The 16,043-nt window shown below is 66.2% G+C and carries 18 protein-coding genes; 9 read left to right on the top strand and 9 right to left on the bottom strand.

Annotated features, from left to right (window positions below):
* Positions 1 to 174 precede the first annotated feature (174 nt).
* From AKN83_RS09990 to AKN83_RS10005, 4 genes are all read left to right on the top strand, one after another.
* On the top strand, positions 175 to 561 hold the full coding sequence (locus tag AKN83_RS09990; RefSeq protein ID WP_050405496.1) for a CidA/LrgA family protein: 387 nt from the start codon (positions 175 to 177) through the stop codon (positions 559 to 561).
* On the top strand, positions 558 to 1,280 hold the full coding sequence (locus AKN83_RS09995; RefSeq protein ID WP_050405495.1) for an LrgB family protein: 723 nt from the start codon (positions 558 to 560) through the stop codon (positions 1,278 to 1,280). Before AKN83_RS09990 ends, AKN83_RS09995 begins: the two co-directional genes overlap by 4 nt.
* Positions 1,281 to 1,374: 94 nt before the next feature.
* A complete protein-coding gene (locus AKN83_RS10000; protein WP_050405561.1) occupies positions 1,375 to 2,154 on the top strand; it encodes a sulfite exporter TauE/SafE family protein in 780 nt (259 codons plus the stop codon).
* Positions 2,155 to 2,190: 36 nt separating this feature from the next.
* Positions 2,191 to 2,868: a DsbA family protein gene (locus AKN83_RS10005; RefSeq protein WP_050405494.1), complete on the top strand. Its 678-nt coding sequence runs from the start codon at positions 2,191 to 2,193 to the stop codon at positions 2,866 to 2,868.
* A gap of 40 nt (positions 2,869 to 2,908) precedes the next feature.
* On the opposite strand, the gene AKN83_RS10010 is transcribed toward AKN83_RS10005, so the two are convergent.
* The gene (locus AKN83_RS10010) at positions 2,909 to 3,511 is read right to left on the bottom strand and encodes a CGNR zinc finger domain-containing protein (RefSeq protein WP_050405493.1); all 603 of its coding nucleotides are present in this window, start codon (positions 3,509 to 3,511) and stop codon (positions 2,909 to 2,911) included.
* Between the two features lie 74 nt (positions 3,512 to 3,585).
* On the opposite strand from AKN83_RS10010, the gene AKN83_RS10015 reads away from it, so the two are divergent.
* Together AKN83_RS10015 and AKN83_RS10020 are read left to right on the top strand one after the other, a co-directional pair.
* Positions 3,586 to 4,263 carry an AzlC family ABC transporter permease gene (locus AKN83_RS10015; RefSeq protein ID WP_063695283.1) on the top strand — a complete coding sequence of 226 codons (678 nt, stop codon included), beginning with the start codon at positions 3,586 to 3,588 and terminating at the stop codon, positions 4,261 to 4,263.
* Positions 4,256 to 4,558 (top strand): AzlD domain-containing protein, encoded by a 303-nt coding sequence (locus AKN83_RS10020; RefSeq protein WP_050405720.1) that lies wholly within the window; start codon positions 4,256 to 4,258, stop codon positions 4,556 to 4,558. The genes AKN83_RS10015 and AKN83_RS10020 overlap by 8 nt, the downstream gene beginning before the upstream one ends.
* A gap of 9 nt (positions 4,559 to 4,567) precedes the next feature.
* Here the strand turns inward: AKN83_RS10020 and AKN83_RS10025 are convergent, their stop codons facing one another.
* The 4 genes from AKN83_RS10025 to AKN83_RS10040 form a co-directional block, all read right to left on the bottom strand.
* Positions 4,568 to 4,774, bottom strand: coding sequence for a hypothetical protein (locus AKN83_RS10025; RefSeq protein WP_050405853.1), 207 nt, complete (start codon positions 4,772 to 4,774; stop codon positions 4,568 to 4,570).
* A 218-nt stretch (positions 4,775 to 4,992) separates the two neighbouring features.
* The gene (locus AKN83_RS10030) at positions 4,993 to 6,075 is read right to left on the bottom strand and encodes a carboxylesterase family protein (RefSeq protein ID WP_050405721.1); all 1,083 of its coding nucleotides are present in this window, start codon (positions 6,073 to 6,075) and stop codon (positions 4,993 to 4,995) included.
* A gap of 24 nt (positions 6,076 to 6,099) precedes the next feature.
* The gene (locus tag AKN83_RS10035) at positions 6,100 to 7,071 is read right to left on the bottom strand and encodes a S1C family serine protease (protein WP_050405722.1); all 972 of its coding nucleotides are present in this window, start codon (positions 7,069 to 7,071) and stop codon (positions 6,100 to 6,102) included.
* 144 nt (positions 7,072 to 7,215) lie between these two features.
* Positions 7,216 to 8,730, bottom strand: a complete 1,515-nt coding sequence (locus AKN83_RS10040; protein WP_050405723.1) for an AMP-binding protein — start codon at positions 8,728 to 8,730, stop codon at positions 7,216 to 7,218.
* A 325-nt stretch (positions 8,731 to 9,055) separates the two neighbouring features.
* Here AKN83_RS10040 and AKN83_RS10045 point away from each other — a divergent pair, with 325 nt between their 5' ends.
* Positions 9,056 to 9,376 (top strand): PilZ domain-containing protein, encoded by a 321-nt coding sequence (locus AKN83_RS10045; protein ID WP_050405724.1) that lies wholly within the window; start codon positions 9,056 to 9,058, stop codon positions 9,374 to 9,376.
* 92 nt (positions 9,377 to 9,468) lie between these two features.
* Here the strand turns inward: AKN83_RS10045 and AKN83_RS10050 are convergent, their stop codons facing one another.
* Positions 9,469 to 9,747, bottom strand: coding sequence for a hypothetical protein (locus tag AKN83_RS10050; protein ID WP_157113299.1), 279 nt, complete (start codon positions 9,745 to 9,747; stop codon positions 9,469 to 9,471).
* Positions 9,748 to 9,916: 169 nt separating this feature from the next.
* On the bottom strand, positions 9,917 to 10,810 hold the full coding sequence (locus tag AKN83_RS10055) for a LysR family transcriptional regulator (protein WP_050405726.1): 894 nt from the start codon (positions 10,808 to 10,810) through the stop codon (positions 9,917 to 9,919).
* Between the two features lie 110 nt (positions 10,811 to 10,920).
* On the opposite strand from AKN83_RS10055, the gene AKN83_RS10060 reads away from it, so the two are divergent.
* Positions 10,921 to 11,913: an aldo/keto reductase gene (locus tag AKN83_RS10060; protein ID WP_050405727.1), complete on the top strand. Its 993-nt coding sequence runs from the start codon at positions 10,921 to 10,923 to the stop codon at positions 11,911 to 11,913.
* 340 nt (positions 11,914 to 12,253) lie between these two features.
* On the opposite strand, the gene AKN83_RS10065 is transcribed toward AKN83_RS10060, so the two are convergent.
* Together AKN83_RS10065 and AKN83_RS10070 are read right to left on the bottom strand one after the other, a co-directional pair.
* Positions 12,254 to 13,282 carry a peptidoglycan -binding protein gene (locus AKN83_RS10065; protein ID WP_050405728.1) on the bottom strand — a complete coding sequence of 343 codons (1,029 nt, stop codon included), beginning with the start codon at positions 13,280 to 13,282 and terminating at the stop codon, positions 12,254 to 12,256.
* A 27-nt stretch (positions 13,283 to 13,309) separates the two neighbouring features.
* Positions 13,310 to 14,305: a hypothetical protein gene (locus AKN83_RS10070; RefSeq protein WP_050405729.1), complete on the bottom strand. Its 996-nt coding sequence runs from the start codon at positions 14,303 to 14,305 to the stop codon at positions 13,310 to 13,312.
* 531 nt (positions 14,306 to 14,836) lie between these two features.
* Here AKN83_RS10070 and AKN83_RS10075 point away from each other — a divergent pair.
* The gene (locus tag AKN83_RS10075) at positions 14,837 to 16,039 is read left to right on the top strand and encodes an efflux RND transporter periplasmic adaptor subunit (RefSeq protein WP_157113300.1); all 1,203 of its coding nucleotides are present in this window, start codon (positions 14,837 to 14,839) and stop codon (positions 16,037 to 16,039) included.
* Positions 16,040 to 16,043 lie beyond the last annotated feature (4 nt).

Below are 16,043 nucleotides of genomic sequence, written 5' to 3' on the forward strand. Positions count from 1 at the left end.
GCGCGGCCACCGGCTTGGCCGTTCATGCGTCGAGACGCCGCTGCGCGGCTCCTCAGCATGACGGATCTGAGAGCAGCGGCGCCCAACATCTGCGCACGCGCTCGAGACCCCGCGCATTGACAAGCCATCGCCACACCGACCTGATAGGCGGATGCTTCGCGTGAGCGCCTTGTCATGATCGCCAGCCTCAGTCTGATCCTGCTCTGCCAACTGGTCGGCGAGGTTGCCGTGCGGGCGCTGGCCGTGCCGGGACCAGGCCCGGTTGTCGGACTGGTGCTATTGCTGTTGCTGCTTCTGGCGCGCGACCGGTTTCCGGCGCTCGCGCGCGGCCCGCTCGGCAATGACGGCGTCGAGAGCGCAAGCCGCGGCATGCTCGCCAATCTCTCGCTGCTGTTCGTTCCGGCCGGGGTCGGCGTGGTGCAAAAGCTCGATCTGCTCGCCGAGCATGGCGTTGCGATCCTGGTGATCCTCGCGGTCTCGGTCATCGTCACGTTGCTGGCGACGGTCGCGACCTTCGTCGCGGCGAGCAGTATGTTTGCGCGCGAGGAGGAGAATCCGTGAGCGACAATCCATTCTCGCTCTGGGTCTATCTCTCGCAGTCGCCGCTGCTCTGGCTGACGGTGACGCTGCTGACTTATGCGGCGACCGATGCGGTGTCGCTGAAGACGCGGCGCCATCCGCTCGCCAATCCCGTGCTGCACTCGCTGTGGATCATCGGCGTGTTCCTGCTGCTGACCCGCACCTCCTACACCACCTATTTTGCCGGTGCGCAGTTCGTGCACTTCCTGCTCGGGCCGGCGACGGTCGCGCTCGCGGTGCCGCTCTACGAGAACCGCCGGCGGGTCGCGGCTGCGGTCCTGCCGATGCTGGTCGCGCTCGCGATCGGCTCGCTCACTGCGATCGTCTCTGTGGTGCTGTTGGCGCGGGCGTTCGGCCTGCCGCGTGACATCATCCTGTCGCTGGCGCCCAAATCAGTCACGGCCGGCGTTGCCATGGGCATCAGCGAATCCCTGCATGCCGATCCCTCGCTGACGGCGGTCGCCGTGATCCTCACCGGCATCATGGGGGCGATCATCGTCACGCCCTTGATGAACTTCACCGGCATCACCGACTTCCGTGGTCGCGGCTTTGCCGCCGGCATCGCCGCCCACGGCATCGGCACCGCGCGCGCCTTCCAGGTCGACGAGGTCGCCGGCGTGTTTGCCGGCATCGCGATGAGCCTGAACGCGCTGGTCACCTCGCTGCTGGTGCCGCTGGCCGTGACTTATCTGTTGCGCTGAGCACAGTTGCAGGGCAGTTTTGTGCTATTGGTATGGCGTTGAACAGCAAATCCTTCTAGGATTGCAGCTGCAAACGCGAGTCTATTTCCCCTTGATCTTCTCCGCAACTCAGAGCGTGCTTGGGCTGGCATCCGGCATGCTGGTCGGTTTTTCGCTGGGTCTGGTCGGCGGCGGCGGGTCGATCCTTGCCGTGCCGCTGATGGTCTATGTGGTCGGGGTGCCCCAGCCGCATGTCGCGATCGGCACCTCGGCGATCGCGGTCGCCGCCAACGCCGCGATCAACCTCTCCAACCACGCCCGCGGCGGCACCGTGATCTGGTCCTGCGCGCTAGTGTTCGCGCTGTCGGGCATGTTCGGCGCTTTCGGCGGCTCGATCCTCGGCAAGATGCTGGACGGGCAGAAGCTGCTTGCCCTGTTCTCGATCGTGATGCTTGTCATCGCCGCGTTGATGCTGAAGACCCGCGCGCGGGTCGGGCTGACCGACGTCAAGATTTCGATGTCCAACACGCCCGCGATCATCGGTCTCGGGCTTGTGACCGGAACCATGTCGGGCTTTTTCGGCATCGGCGGCGGCTTCCTGATCGTGCCGGCCCTGATGCTGGCGACCGGGATGCCGATCATGAACGCGGTCAGTTCCTCGCTGGTGGCCGTCACGGCCTTCGGCGTGACCACGGCCCTGAGCTATGCTTGGTCCGGGCTGGTGTCGTGGGACCTGGCGGGGCTATTCGTCGCCGGCGGCATTGCGGGCGGCCTGCTGGGCACGAGGAGTGCCCGGCATCTGTCGGAACGGCGCGGCGCGCTAAATATCGTGTTTGCGACTGTGATTATCGTGGTGGCGATCTATATGCTGCTGCGTAACATCGATGTGTCCTGAACGTAGAAGGGCGAGAAGCCCTTCCGGAAGCGAGCTATGAACCACTTGGCGAAATTCCCCCTCGACACTGCCGGCGCCACCCGCCGCGGCGCGCTCGGCCTCATCGGAACCGGCATTGCGCTGCTGGCCGCCGGAGGCGCGCGCGCCGAGGACGACAATGTCCTGACCGAGGCCCAGGTGCTGCGCGATCCGGACATTCCTGACATCGGCAATCCCAAGGGCGACATCACGATCGTCGAATGGTTCGACTATAATTGCCCGTATTGCCGCAAGCTCGCGCCGGAGCTGCGCCAGGTGGTGCAGGACGACGGCAAGGTCCGTCTGGTGCTGAAGGATTGGCCGATCCTCGGTCCGGTGTCGAAGGTCGCGGCGCGGATGGCGCTGGCGGCGAAGTACCAGGGCAAGTTCGAAGCAGCGCATGAGGCGATGATCTCGGTCAATTCGCGCATCACCGAGCCGCGCATCGCCGAACTGCTCTCGGGCGCCAGCCTCGACATGGACCGCCTGAAGAAGGATCTCGACGCCAACGCCAAGGCGATCGACGCGGTCTTGGCGCGCAACAACGAGCAGGCGACGGCGTTCGGCTTCAACGGCACGCCGTCGTTCATCGTCGGCAAGTATCGCGTGCCGGGCGTGCTCAGCATCGATCAGTTCGAGCAGGTGATCGCCGATGCGCGCAAGGCCAATATGGGCCGCAAGACCGAGCAGAACTAGCTCGCGACGTCGCTTCACTCGCGACCAGCACGGAGCGCGTTTACGTCGAGCCTTTCCGCTTGGCATAGGCGCGCCGCGCGCGCTCGCGATTGCCGCAGACTTCGCTCGAGCACCATCGGCGCGTCCGGTTCGGGCTCTCGTCGACGAAGAACCAGCCGCAGCCGTCGGCCTCGCAGCGTCCGATGCGGCTCGCATCATCGGACGAAAGCAGGGCCGTCAGCGACCATAGCACCGGCCACAATGGCTCGATCGCGTCGATCCCCGCAAACGCATGGCGATAGCCGCGATCCTGCCGCACCAGGTCGGGCTGCCGCGGCGCCGCCGACAGCATCCGATTGACGAGACGGAGGTCCACGCTGCCGCCACCGCGCAGCGCGTCGGAAATCGCCCAGATATCGCGACGCAGATCATGCGCCTTCTGCATCGCGGCCGCGGCAACGCTGCTCGCCGAATGCGCTTTCAGCTTCCTGATCGCGGCGAGCGGCAACGTCCCGCGGCGTTCGCTCCAGGACAACAGCGCAGCGTAATCCGGGATCAGCTCCTGCGGATCGCCCGACGTCCGCCAGTCGAGCGTGTTCGCGAAGTCGAGGCAGACCCGTCCACCGAAGAACTGTGTCGCTGCCCGCGCGGGATCCCTTGACATCACGGCCTCTCACCAAGTCTAATCTAATGGTCATGACCATTACAAGTACCCAGCCGTCGCGACGCCTCCCAACGATGACGACAGCCGGATTCAGGCGGGGCCTGGTCGCGGCCTTGCCGTTCCTGGTCAGCAATGGCGCCGCCGGCCTCGTGATGGGACTGACCTACAAGGGGCTTGGGCTCGCGGCGCCGCAAGCTGTCCTGTTCAGCCTGCTCGTCTACTCCGCCACCGCACAGGCGATCACGCTGAGCATGTGGGCTCATCCGCTGCCGATCTTCACCATGGTCGTTGCCTGCATCGGCACCAATTCACGATATCTACTGATGGGCGCCCATCTGCGCCAGCTGTTTGGCGGACTGGCCCCCCGGAAGATCCTGCTCAGCCTGTTTCTGCTCGCCGATGCGTCGTGGCTGATGACGAGTTCGGATGCCGACCGCAACGGGCCCGACGCCGGCTATCTGCTCGGATCGAGCATTCCCATGGCGATCGGCTGGGTCGGCGGCACCGCACTTGCCTATGCCGTCCCGGTCGCGACCAACGGATCACTGAAGCTCGCCGCCGCACTGCTACCGACGATGTTCATCGCGACCCTGCTTCCGAGCCAGTGGAAGAACGCGCGATCGCCGTGGCCGTGGCTGACTTCGGCCGTCGCGGCGCTTCTCGTCGCCCGGTTCGTGGATCCCGGCTGGTCCATGCTGATCGGAGGCGGATGCGGCACGCTCGTCAGCATGCTGGAGCGGAAAGATGGATGATCTGCAGGTGCTCGGCGTCATCTGCATCCTCGGCATCACCTGCTATGCGATGCGCGCCGGTGGCTACGTCCTCGCGGCGTCGATGCGCGACGACGGCATCGCCGCGCGGTTTCTTCGGCTCGCGCCCGGCAATCTGTTCATCGCTTTCATCGTCGGCGGTTGCCTGTCCGGCGGACTGGCAGGCCTGGTCGGGACGATGGTCGCGCTGGTGACAATGGCCATCACGGCGAGGGAATGGGCTGCGCTGGGTGCCGGCTTCGGTGCGGCCTTGGCGGCGTCCATGATCGGGCTGTGACGTCAGCAGTTACTTCGATGCAATTTTGTCCCACTGCTCGCGGGTGCGCGTCTTCAGTCGGTTCCAGTCATGGGCTGCGACATCCCAATTGACGATGGTGCGGGTATCCTGCGCCACTTCGCCATTGGCGACGCTCGACGTCCGCATCGAATCATAGACATAGACGCCGCAAACCAGCAGCAGCGCGCCCAAAATCATGCCGAAAAACGTCCGCATCGCTTCATTCCTCCGGTGTCGGCGGGATAACGTCGTGGAGGCAGCTGTGGTTCCGGCTTTCGATCGACTGCGCGCGAACGCCCGCATCACATCATCGATGAACACGCACACGCGCGGCGACGGTTGGCGGTTGCGCGGGTAGAGCAGGGATACCGGCACCGATGCTAGCCGGCATTGCTGCAGCACCGGGATCGGCGTGCCCATGGGGAGAGAGGCCCTCAAGCGCCGTCGGCTTGCCCGTCGTTCAGCCACTGCATAATCTCCGCATTGATCTCGCGCGGATAGGTGTGGCTGAGGTCGTCGATCTCGCGATAGACCACCTTGGCGCCCGCGGCCGACAGCAAGCCTTGGGTCTGCCGCGCGGTCTGCACCGGGAACATCCAGTCGAGCCGGCCATGGGTGATGAAGATCGGCAAGCCGCGCAGCCGCTCCGCATCGGCCATCTCGGCCATCAGCGGATGGAAAGTTGCGGCAACCGGCGCCAGATGCGTGAAGCGCGAGGCGTCGTCGAGCCCGCTCACATAGCTGAACGTGCCGCCGTCGCTCATGCCGGTCAGCAGCATGCGCGTCTGGTCGATGCGCCAGCGCGCGCGTACCTGGTCGAGGATGCGGTTGAGGTTCGGCGTGTCGCTGTCGTCGCCCATCAGCGCCCAGGTCTGGCCGGTTGCGGTCGGCGCCACCAGGATGGCGCCGCGGCTGCGCGCGTCGCGCAACCAGCTCCACAGGAAGCCGCGGCCGTTACCGCTGCCGCCATGCAGGGCCATCACCAGCGGCCAGGCACGATCCGGCGTGTAGTATTCCGGCACGTAGATCGAGAAGCCGCCGCGGCTACCCGGCTCGTTGCGCTCATGGAAGATGCCGGTGTCGGCGTTGGGTGTCGCCGCGAGCTTGGCCTGCAGCGCGGCATCCTCGCGCAAATCGGGCGCGATGAAGAAGCCGCTGACCGGCGGCAGCTCGGTCAGCGGATAGAGCGCCTCCTGCGCGCGCGGCAGATAGCGCAGCGCGCGGAATACGCTGACCAGATCGCCTTCGCCATTCTGCACGGCGCGCAGGCCCGCATAGCCCGCGAGCGCCGGCTCGATCGCGGCCTCCAGTGCGGTCCTGATGTGCGCGAATTTCTCCGGCCAGTCGGCAAGCCGTGGCCGCACCGCCTGCAAGGCCTCCTCGGGCTCGCCCGCGATTTGCATCACCCGATCGAAGTCCGGCGGATTGAGGTTGCGCGCGACAAAGGACAGCGATTCCAGCGTCTGCAACAGCGGCGGCAGCACGGCCACGATGTCGTCAACCACGGCCTCGCCCATCGCCGCTGCCCCTTCTCTATTCGCTTAATGAAGCCGCGGCGCCTTCAGCAGCTTCATGCGGTCGATCGAGGTCAGCGTCACGTCGAAGGTGACGCCCTCGTGATAGATGGTCAGCGGCACGTCGACCCCAGCCGCGCCGAGCGACCAGAGTTTTCGGTAGAAGCCGGTCTGGCTCGTCACCTTGTCGCCGTCGACCGCGAGGATCACGTCGCCGGTCTTGAGTTCGGCGCGCGCCGCCGGTCCCTTGCTGGCGACGCCGACCACCACGAGGCGGTTGTCGATCTCGGTCGTGTACATGCCGAGCCACGGCCGCGCCGGCCTGTCGACCCGGCCGAACTTGCGCAGGTCGCTCAGCACCGGGTTCAGTAGGTCGATCGGCACGATCATGTTGACGTGCTCGGAGCGGCTCGAGCGCTCGCGTTCGAGCTGCAGCGAGCCGATGCCGATCAGCTCGCCGGCATTGTTGATCAGTCCGGCGCCGCCCCAGTTCGGATGCGCCGGATAGGTGAAGATCGCCTCGTCGAGCAGATACTCCCAGTAACCTGCGAACTCCTGCTTCGCGGCGATCTGGCTTGCGACCGAGCGGGTGCGGCCGCCGGCGCCGCCGAGCACGACATTGTCGCCGACCTGCGCTGCCGCCGACGAGCCGAGCGGCAGCGGATCGATGTCGAGCCGTCCGAGCGCCTGCACCAGGCCGAAGCCAGATTCAAAATCGAAGCCGAGCGCGTGGCCCTCGACCGCGCGGCCGTCGCCGAGATGCAGCCACACCGTGGCCGCTTCGGTGATCAGATAGCCGATTGTCAGCACCAGCCCGTGATCGATCAGGACGCCGTTGCCGGCGCGCTCGGTGCCGAGCGTCTCGGCGCTGAACGCGTCAGGCGGAATGATCGAATGCAGCCCGACCACGCTCATCAGCGCGCGATCGAGGTCATAGCGGTAATCTTCGGGGCGGGGCTGAAAGGCCGCTGGCACTTTCCATTCGGTGGTGGAGGGCATCAAGGATCTCCTGGCGTGCAGGGCGCTGGAACCTCAAGGTAATCCGAGGTTCTGCCGGCAGGGAAGATGGAATGATATACCTTGCGCGGCGGCCTGCACAGCTCATCTGGCGTGCAGACCTGCCCCTCGCAAGACAGAATGAACTTATTCGCTTCTTGCCGCGCGCGCCGGCATGATGCGGAAGGCGCGGTTGTCCTTGATCCATGCTGCGCGCTCGTCGCGCAGCATGGTGCGGCGGACTTTTCCGGAATCATCGCGCGGCGCGGTGCCGACGCGCTCGAAACTTTCCGGATGCTTGTAGCGGCTGAGCCGGTCTTTCAGGAAGTCGCCCATGCCGTCGGCGATCGCTTGCGCATCCGCGGTCTCGGCGAGTTCGAGGATCGCATGCACGCGCTGGCCGAATTCCGGATCGGGCAGGCCTACCACGACACAGGAGCGCACCTCGGGATGCTCGCTGACGGCGGCCTCGACCTCGGCCGGATAGATGTTGGCGCCGCCGCGCAGCACCATGTCGGCGAGCCGGTCGCCGAGATAGAGATAGCCTTCCTCGTCGAGCCGGCCGATATCGCCGAGCGATTCCCAGCCGTCGGGGCGTCGCTTCGGTGTCGCGCCGAGATAGTGATAGGTCGAGCCCGCGCCGTCATTGGGCAGGAAATAGATTTCGCCGGTCTCGCCTGGCGCGACGTCGTTGCCGTCCTCGCCGATGATGCGCAGCTTCGCGGTCTCGCCGATCCTGCCGACGGAGCCCTTGTGCGCCATCCATTCGACGCCCGAAATCACGCAGGCGCCCTGCCGCTCGGTGCCGCCGTAGAGTTCCCAGACCCGCTCCGGCCCGAGCCATTCGATCCACTTCTCCTTCAGCCAGGGCGGCATGGGAGCCGCCATGTGAAACACGATTTGCAGGCTGGAGACGTCGTAGCGCTTGCGCACCTCCTCGGGCAGCGCCCAGATCCGGTGCATCATGGTCGGCACGAAGTTGACCCATTGCACGCGCTCGCGCTCGATCAGCCGCAGCGTCTCCTCGGCGTCGAACTTCACCATGCCGGTCAGCCGTCCGCCGCCGAACAGCGCCGCGTGCGACAGGATGAACGGCGCGTTGTGATAGAGCGGGCCCGGGTTCAGCAGCGAAGCCTCAAACGGAATCCCGAGCATCAGCGGCGCCGTAGTTTCGATCACGGCGGGGTTGTGATCGAGGATCACCTTCGGCCGCCCGGTCGAGCCGCCGCTGGTCATCGCCTTCCAGTAGCGCGCAACGGGTGCGTCGAGCGGTTCTTCGGAAAATCCCTCCGGCACGAAATTCACCGGCAGCGAGTTCGGCGCATTCCAGTCTGCCTCACCGCCGACCACCAGCGACGGTTTCAGGATCTCGAGCACGGCCGCAGCCTCGCCGCGCGGCAGCCGCCACGAGAGCGAGGTCGGCGTCGCGCCGCATTTCCACACCGCGAACGTGGTCTCGAAGAACGCGTTGCTGTTGGGCAGCCCGATCGCGACGAAGTCGCCGGGCTTGACGCCCTTGGCGGCGAAGGCGCGCGCCCGCGCATTGGCGCGCTGCTCGAGCTCACGCCAGGTCAGCGTATCCGCGCCGTGACTGACGGCGATCGCGTCTGCGGGCTTGCGTTCGGCATACCAGCGCGGCACGTCGGCGAGAGGGATCAGCATGGGGCGTTTCCGAAAGACAGAGGCGGCTTGAAGCGCTCTTGTTGCAGGGACGCGGCCAGGGCCACGACGGCTACTTCACCAATTATGCGGTCCCCGTGTCAAGCCAACGGCTGCCGGGGCGACCGGTATCCCGCTGATGGAATTGCAGAATCCTCGTTTGCTAAAAGCCGCGTCAAGATTCCGGTAAAGTTCAAGCGATCGCGCTAAGCCGGACTTTACGGGGGCAACGGCACTGTGGCCCGTGCGGTTGTGTGCCGGGCGCGTCGATCGACCTGCGCGGCCTCCAATGTCTTTTCAATGACCAATGTCTTCAAGGACGACGACGATGGCGAGCAATGGAGCACGGATCAAGATCAGTCGCGAACCGCGGCGCCAGCTCAACAATCGTGCGGCGTGGATCACCGTCGATGACGGCGCGACAGAGAACGCCTGCGCCGTGGTCGACATCTCGCCCGGTGGCGCCAAGATCACCACCGAGGTCGAGTTCGATGTGAAGGACCGCCTTGCGCTGACGCTGCTCGCCGACCATGCCAAGCGCTACCCTTGCGAGGTGGTCTGGCGCCGCGGCAAGACCTACGGGCTCAAATTCGTGACCGCCGAGGCTGAACCGGATCAACCGGCCGCGGAGCCGGTCGGCGCGATCTGACGCGGCGCATCAACGGGATCAACGGTGGCTCGGCCACGCCAACGCCGATTGCATAGGCCCGGCGTCGACGGCTGCTGCAAGCGTGCCGCGCCTCAGCGTCCCTGCGCGTTGTTGACGTTGTTGGCGTTGCCGGCATTGCCGGTCGTACCGCCGGGAGCGGCCGGCGCCGCGCTGAAATTGCCGCCGGAGGACGGTGCATAGCGTTGGCCGGTCTGGGCCGGAAGTGCGGTACCGCCAATGCCGTTGGACGACGCGGCGCGGTCGCCGGGCCTCGGCGGCGGCGCGGAGCCTCCCGTGCTCTGCGCGAGAAGCTGGGCCGGCGCGAGCGTCAGGCCGGCGGCGAGAATGATGGCGAACTTGCTCTTCGACATGTGCTGCTCCGGATAGTGCGGTGGGGCGGCAGCGGAGGCGACAACCCGCACGATTATACATCCAATAACGTAGGCGGTGTTGGTTGCGTTCCCAGAGGCTTGCCGCCCGATCGGAGCGCAAATATCCGTGTACTGAATCCCGGCGGCGATCGCCGCCGCGTCGGCTCTCCTATCCCCGATAACGCAGCGCGTTGACCAGCAGCGCGAAGGCCGGCGAGGATTGCCGGCGGCTCGGGTAATAGAGGTGATAGCCGGGAAACGGCGCGCACCAGTCGTCGAGCACCTGGACCAACTGGCCCTTGGCCAGTTGCGCCTGCACCTGATCCTCGGCGACATAGGCGAGCCCAAGCCCGGCCAGCGCCGCCTTGATCCGCAGCGCGGCGCTGTTGAACACCAATTGTCCGTCGACGCGGACCTTGATTGGGCGCCCGCGCTTCTCGAATTCCCAGGCATAGATGCCGCCATGGGTCGGCAGGCGAATGTTGATGCAGGCGTGCTGGGTCAGGTCCTGCGGCCGCTTCGGACGGTCTCGCCGCTTGAGATAGGACGGCGCACCGACCACGACCATGCGAAAATCCGGCGCGATCCGCACCGCGATCATGTCCTTCGCCAGCTGCTCGCCGAGGCGAACACCGGCGTCAAAACGCTCCGCGACGATGTTGGTGAGCCCGTTGTCGACCTTGATCTCCACCTTGATGTCGGGATAGCGCGGCAGGAACTTCTCCAGCGCCGGCCACAGGATGGTCTCGGCGGCGTGCTCGCCGGCGTTGATGCGGATGGTGCCGGCCGGCTTCTCGCGCAGCGCATTGAGCGCTGCGAGTTCGGCCTCGATCTCCTCGAAGCGCGGCCCGATGCCCTGCAGCAGCCGCTCGCCGGCCTCGGTCGGCGCGACGCTGCGCGTGGTGCGGGTCAACAGCCGTACGCCCAGCCGTTCCTCCAGCGCGCGCATGGTGTGGCTGAGCGCCGATTGCGACACGCCGAGCCGCGCCGCTGCGCGGGTGAAGCTGCGCTCACGCGCCACCGCGAGGAAGGCGATCAGGTCATTGACGTCATGCCGCGGCATTGATGAACCCTGCTCATAAGTCTATCCCGATTCTTACGTCTAACGGGACGCCCGTGCACGCCCTAAATCCCGCGGCGGCAGGTTCCATCCCGTTGATGCGGAGAGACATCATGCAGAAGCGCAAACTCGGTAACAGCAATCTGGAGGTATCGGCGATCGGCCTGGGCTGCATGGGCCTCAGCTTCGCCTATGGCCCGGCGGTCGAGAAGGCCGCAGGCATCGCGCTGCTGCGCGGCGCGGTCGAGCGCGGCGTCACCTTCTTCGATACCGCGGAGGTCTACGGTCCCTTCGTCAACGAGGAGCTCGTCGGCGAGGCGCTGGCGCCGGTCCGCAACGACGTCGTGATCGCCACCAAGTTCGGCTTCGATCTCGGCACCATGGCCGAGCGGCACCGCTCGCTGAACAGCCGGCCCGAGCACATCAAGGCGGTCGCGGACGCCTCGCTGAAGCGGCTCAAGATCGACGTCATCGATCTGTTCTATCAGCATCGGGTCGATCCCAACGTGCCGATCGAGGATGTCGCCGGCGCCGTGAAGGAGCTGATCGCCGCCGGCAAGGTCCGCCATTTCGGCCTGTCGGAGGCCGGCGTGACGACCATTCGCCGCGCCCATGCGGTGCAGAAGGTCACCGCATTGCAGAGCGAATATTCGCTGTGGGAGCGCGGACCGGAAGCGGAGATCCTGCCGGTGCTGCAAGAGCTCGGCATCGGCTTCGTGCCGTACAGCCCACTCGGCCGCGGCTTTCTCACCGGCGCGATCAGCGCGTCGACGACGTTCGCCGGCGACGACTTCCGCAACCTCGTGCCGCGTTTTTCGCCGGAAGCCCGCCGCGCCAATCAGGCGCTGGTCGATCAGCTAGGCAAGATCGCCGCCGGCAAGGGCGCGACGCCGGCCCAGATCGCGCTGGCCTGGCTGCTTGCGCAAAAGCCGTGGATCGTGCCGATCCCGGGCACCACGAAGCTCAATCGGCTCGAGGAAAACATCGGTGCCGCCCGGATCGAACTGAGCTCCGCCGATCTCGCCGATATCGCCAAGACCGTCGCAGCCGTCGAGGTGCAGGGCGAACGTTATCCGGAGCAATTGCTCGGCATGGTTGGCCGCTGAGGGGGTACGTTAATGCGAGCTCGTGTTTCACGAGCCTCGGAATTGCTGGTGAGGCGAGCACGCCTCTCAGGCTGCCTCTCCCCTTGCGGGAGAGGGTGGGGAGAGGGGTGGCCCCGGGCGAGATGATCGATGCGTGCGTCGCTCGCGCAACCTGTTCGCTCGTCGCCCTGACGATACGGAGAGGGACGTCGTGTGGCGCCCCTCCCCTGACCCTCCCCGCAAGGGTCCTTGCGGGGGAGGGAACCCTGCCGCCAGCGGCTCCCTCGCGCGCGCGTGCCACTGCTGCGTCCTCATGCTCATCGTCGTCCCGGCCACAGCGAATCGCGAAGGCCCGTGCCGCCTAGCGTTCCGTCAGCTTCAGCTCGATGCGGCGGTTGCGCTTGTAGGCGTCTTCGGTCTGCGCGGTGTCGAGCGGCTGGAATTCGGCGAAGCCGGCGGCGACCAGGCGCTGCGCCGGCACGCCGAGCGAGACCAGATATTGCACCACCGAGATCGCGCGCGCGGAGGACAGTTCCCAGTTCGACTTGAACAGCGGGCTGTTGATCGGCCGCACGTCGGTGTGGCCGTCGACCCGCAGCACCCAGGCGATCTCGCTCGGAATCTGCTTGTCGAGATCGATCAGCGCGCTCGCCACAGTGTCGAGCTCGGTCTTGCCTTCCGGCAGCAGCGTCGCCTGGCCGGTATCGAAGAACACTTCGGACTGGAACACGAAGCGGTCGCCGACGATGCGGATATCGGGGCGGTTGCCGAGGATGGCGCGCAGCCGGCCGAAGAATTCCGAGCGATACTTCGACAATTCCTGCACCCGCTGCGCCAGCGCGACGTTGAGGCGCGAACCGAGATCGGCGATGCGGTTCTGCGATTCCTTGTCGCGCTTCTCGGAGGCGTCGAGCGCCTCCTCCAGTGCCGCGAGCTGGCGGCGCAGCGCGCTGATCTGCTGGTTCAGCACCTCGATCTGCGCCAGCGCGCGCGACGACACGCTCTTCTCGGACTCCAGCGCCTTGTTGAGCTCGTTGGCGCGTCCCTGCGCATCGTTGCCGGAATTGGCGAGCCCCTCATAGAGCCCCTTCATGCGGTCGCGCTCGCCCTCGGCAGAGGCGAGGCCGGCGCGCAGCTGCGCCACCTGGTCGTCGAGCGTCAGCTTGGAGAGCTTCTCCAGCGACAAGAGGTCGTTGAGCTGGGCGATCTTGGCGTTGAGCTGCTCCAGCGCCTTGTCCTTGCCGGTGACCTCCTGCGACAGGAAGAACTGCACGACCAGGAACACCGACAGCAGGAACACGATCGACAGCACCAGCGTCGACAGCGCGTCGACAAAGCCGGGCCAGTAGTTGAAGCCGGATTCGCTGCGGCGTGAGCGGGCGAGGGCCATGAGTTTCTCCCTGGGCTTGCCGCGCGGCTAGCTCTTCTCGGGCTGGCGCGCGAGGCGCTCGAGCAGCCGCTTGATCTCGCGGTTCTGCTCGCCCTGGCCGTCGGCCCATTCGCGGATCATCTGCTGCTCGGTGCGCATATGCGCAACCAGCCCCTGGATCGCCTCGGCAAGATTGGCCATCGCCGCTGTGGTGCTGCGGCCGCCGCCGGCGCCACCTTCCTCGAAGGTGGCACGCAGCCGGTCGATCGCGCCCTGCAGGTCGGCACCGCCGGCGCCGACACCGTCGCCGGAAATGCCGCGCACGGTGGTGGCGAGCCAGTCTTCGAGGTCGGTGTAGAAGCGGTTCTGGGCCTGGCTCGATTGCAAATCGAGGAAGCCGAGGATCAGCGAGCCGGCGAGGCCGAACAGCGAGGACGAGAACGAGATGCCCATGCCGCCGAGCGGGGCGGCGAGACCCTCCTTCAGCGTATCGAACAGCGCGCCGGCGTCGCCGCCGACCTTGAGCCCGTCGATCACCTTGCCGACGGAGCCCACCGTCTCAATCAGGCCCCAGAAGGTGCCGAGCAGGCCAAGGAACACCAACAGGCCGGTCATGTATCGCGAGATGTCGCGGGCTTCATCGAGGCGGGTTGCGATCGAATCGAGCAGATGCCGCATGGTCTGCTGCGAGATCGACATCCGCCCGGTGCGCTCGCCGCCGAGGATCGCGGCCATCGGGGCAAGCAATGTCGGGCGGCGCTCGATCGCAAGGCCGGGATCGGCGATGCGGAAATTATTGACCCAGGCGACCTCGGGATAGAGCCGGATCACCTGGCGGAACGCCAGGATGATGCCGATCAGCAGCACGGCGCCGATCAGGGCGTTCAGCCCGGGATTGGCGAAGAAGGCGGTGACGATCTGCTTGTACAGCACGACCCCGACCAGGCCGCAGAGCACCAGGAATACCAGCATCCGCACCAGGAAGATCCTGGGCGAGGACAGCTTGCTCAGTTCGATCTCCATGTCGGAGCGAGAAGGGGGCATTGCCGGGTCATCCGTTCGCGAAGGCCGCATCTGCCAGCAATATGGCACAGCGGCGTAGTGAGGAAAGCCGAATCCAGAGGCGGATGGCAGAACCCTGGGTAGAGACCTCGCAGAGTGTTGCCGCTTTGCGCAGCATTCCATCGCTTCAGCGCAACAGCCTGTTCGGAAGGTGCCAATTCCACGCGCGGGTCGCGGGACGAGCGCTGGTCGCGCGCATCGCCGGGCGAGCCGCTGCGATCGGCGATTCGCGGGCCGCGCATGACGGCTTTGCATCTGCGACATTCTGCGCAGGCAAGGGGCGGGTTCCCGCTCACGCAGTCCTAAACGCATTCCACAGCCTGCGATGGAACCCGCTCACAATCCGGTGAGTCGGCAAAACAGACCGCGAAATCAGTGCGATAGGTTTGTGTGACATTGAGCCGCCCGACAAATGCATTGCGTCGCAGCAAGCGAGATTTATTTTGCCGGCAGGCGCGGTGTCGGTGTGACGCCGCCGTTCGCTTATTCCAACCCACAGGGGCGATCATCTCAATGTCTGGACTTCGCGCGCAATCGGCATGCATTGCTCTGATGCTGGCCGTGACGGCGCCACTGCTTGCTGGCTGCGACGAACCGAATTCGGCAACCGCCGCCGTACAAGCACCCGAGCCGGACGTCAGTGTCGTCACCGTGAAGCAGCAGGCGCGCGCGATGGTGCGCGAGCTGCCGGGCCGCATCGCGCCGACCCGCGTCTCCGAGGTCCGCCCGCGCGTCTCGGGCATCGTCGTCAACCGCATGTTCCACCAGGGCAGCGAGGTGAAGGTCGGCGATCCCCTGTATCAGATCGATCCGCGCCCGTTCGAAGTCGAAGTGCAGTCGACCGAGGCGGCGCTGGCGCGCGCCAAGGCCGTGCTGGAGCAGACCTCGCTGCAGGCGCGCCGTATCGCGACCCTTACCACCCAGCACGCGACCTCGGAGGCCGAGAACGAGAAGGCGATCGCCAACCTGAAGCAGGCCGAAGCCGACGTGCAGGGCCGCGAGGCCGACGTCGCGCGGGCCAAGCTCAATCTGGATTACGCCACCATTCGTGCGCCGATTGACGGCACGATCGGTGCTGCACTGGTCAGCGAAGGCGCGCTGGTCGTGCAGAACGACGCCACCAGCCTTGCGACCATCCAGCAGCTCGATCCGATCTATGCCGACTTCCAGCAGTCGGTCACCGAGATGAACCAGCTCCGCCGCGCCTTCGAGAACGGCGATCTCGACCGCATCGAGTCCGACGCGATGAAGGTGCGTCTCGTGCTCGACGACGGCTCGATCTATCCGCTGCCGGGCAAGCTGTTGTTCTCCGACGCCAAGGTCGACGCCCATACCGGGCAGGTTACCCTGCGCGGTGAGTTCCCGAACCCGAAGCGAGTCCTGCTGCCGGGCATGTATGTCCGCGTGCAGATCGAGCAGGGCATCGACACCGATGCGATCGCCGTGCCGCAGCAGGCGATCCAGCGCAATGGCGGCGGCGGCAGCGAAGTGTTCGTCGTCAAGGACGACAATCACATCGCGGTGCAGCCGGTGCGCACCGGTTTGCTGCAGGGCGGTTCCTGGTTCGTGACCGAAGGCCTCAAGGCCGGCGACAAGGTCGTCGTCGAGGGTTTCCAGAAGTTCGCCGCCGGCGACAAGGTTCGGCCGCAGGCCTGGCGTGAGGTCGATGCTGCTGCAGCACCGGATTCGCAGCAGGCCGCGCATGCCGTGAAGTGATCCG

Origin of the sequence: Bradyrhizobium embrapense (genome assembly GCF_001189235.2) — a bacterium.
GTDB classification, from domain to species: domain Bacteria; phylum Pseudomonadota; class Alphaproteobacteria; order Rhizobiales; family Xanthobacteraceae; genus Bradyrhizobium; species Bradyrhizobium embrapense.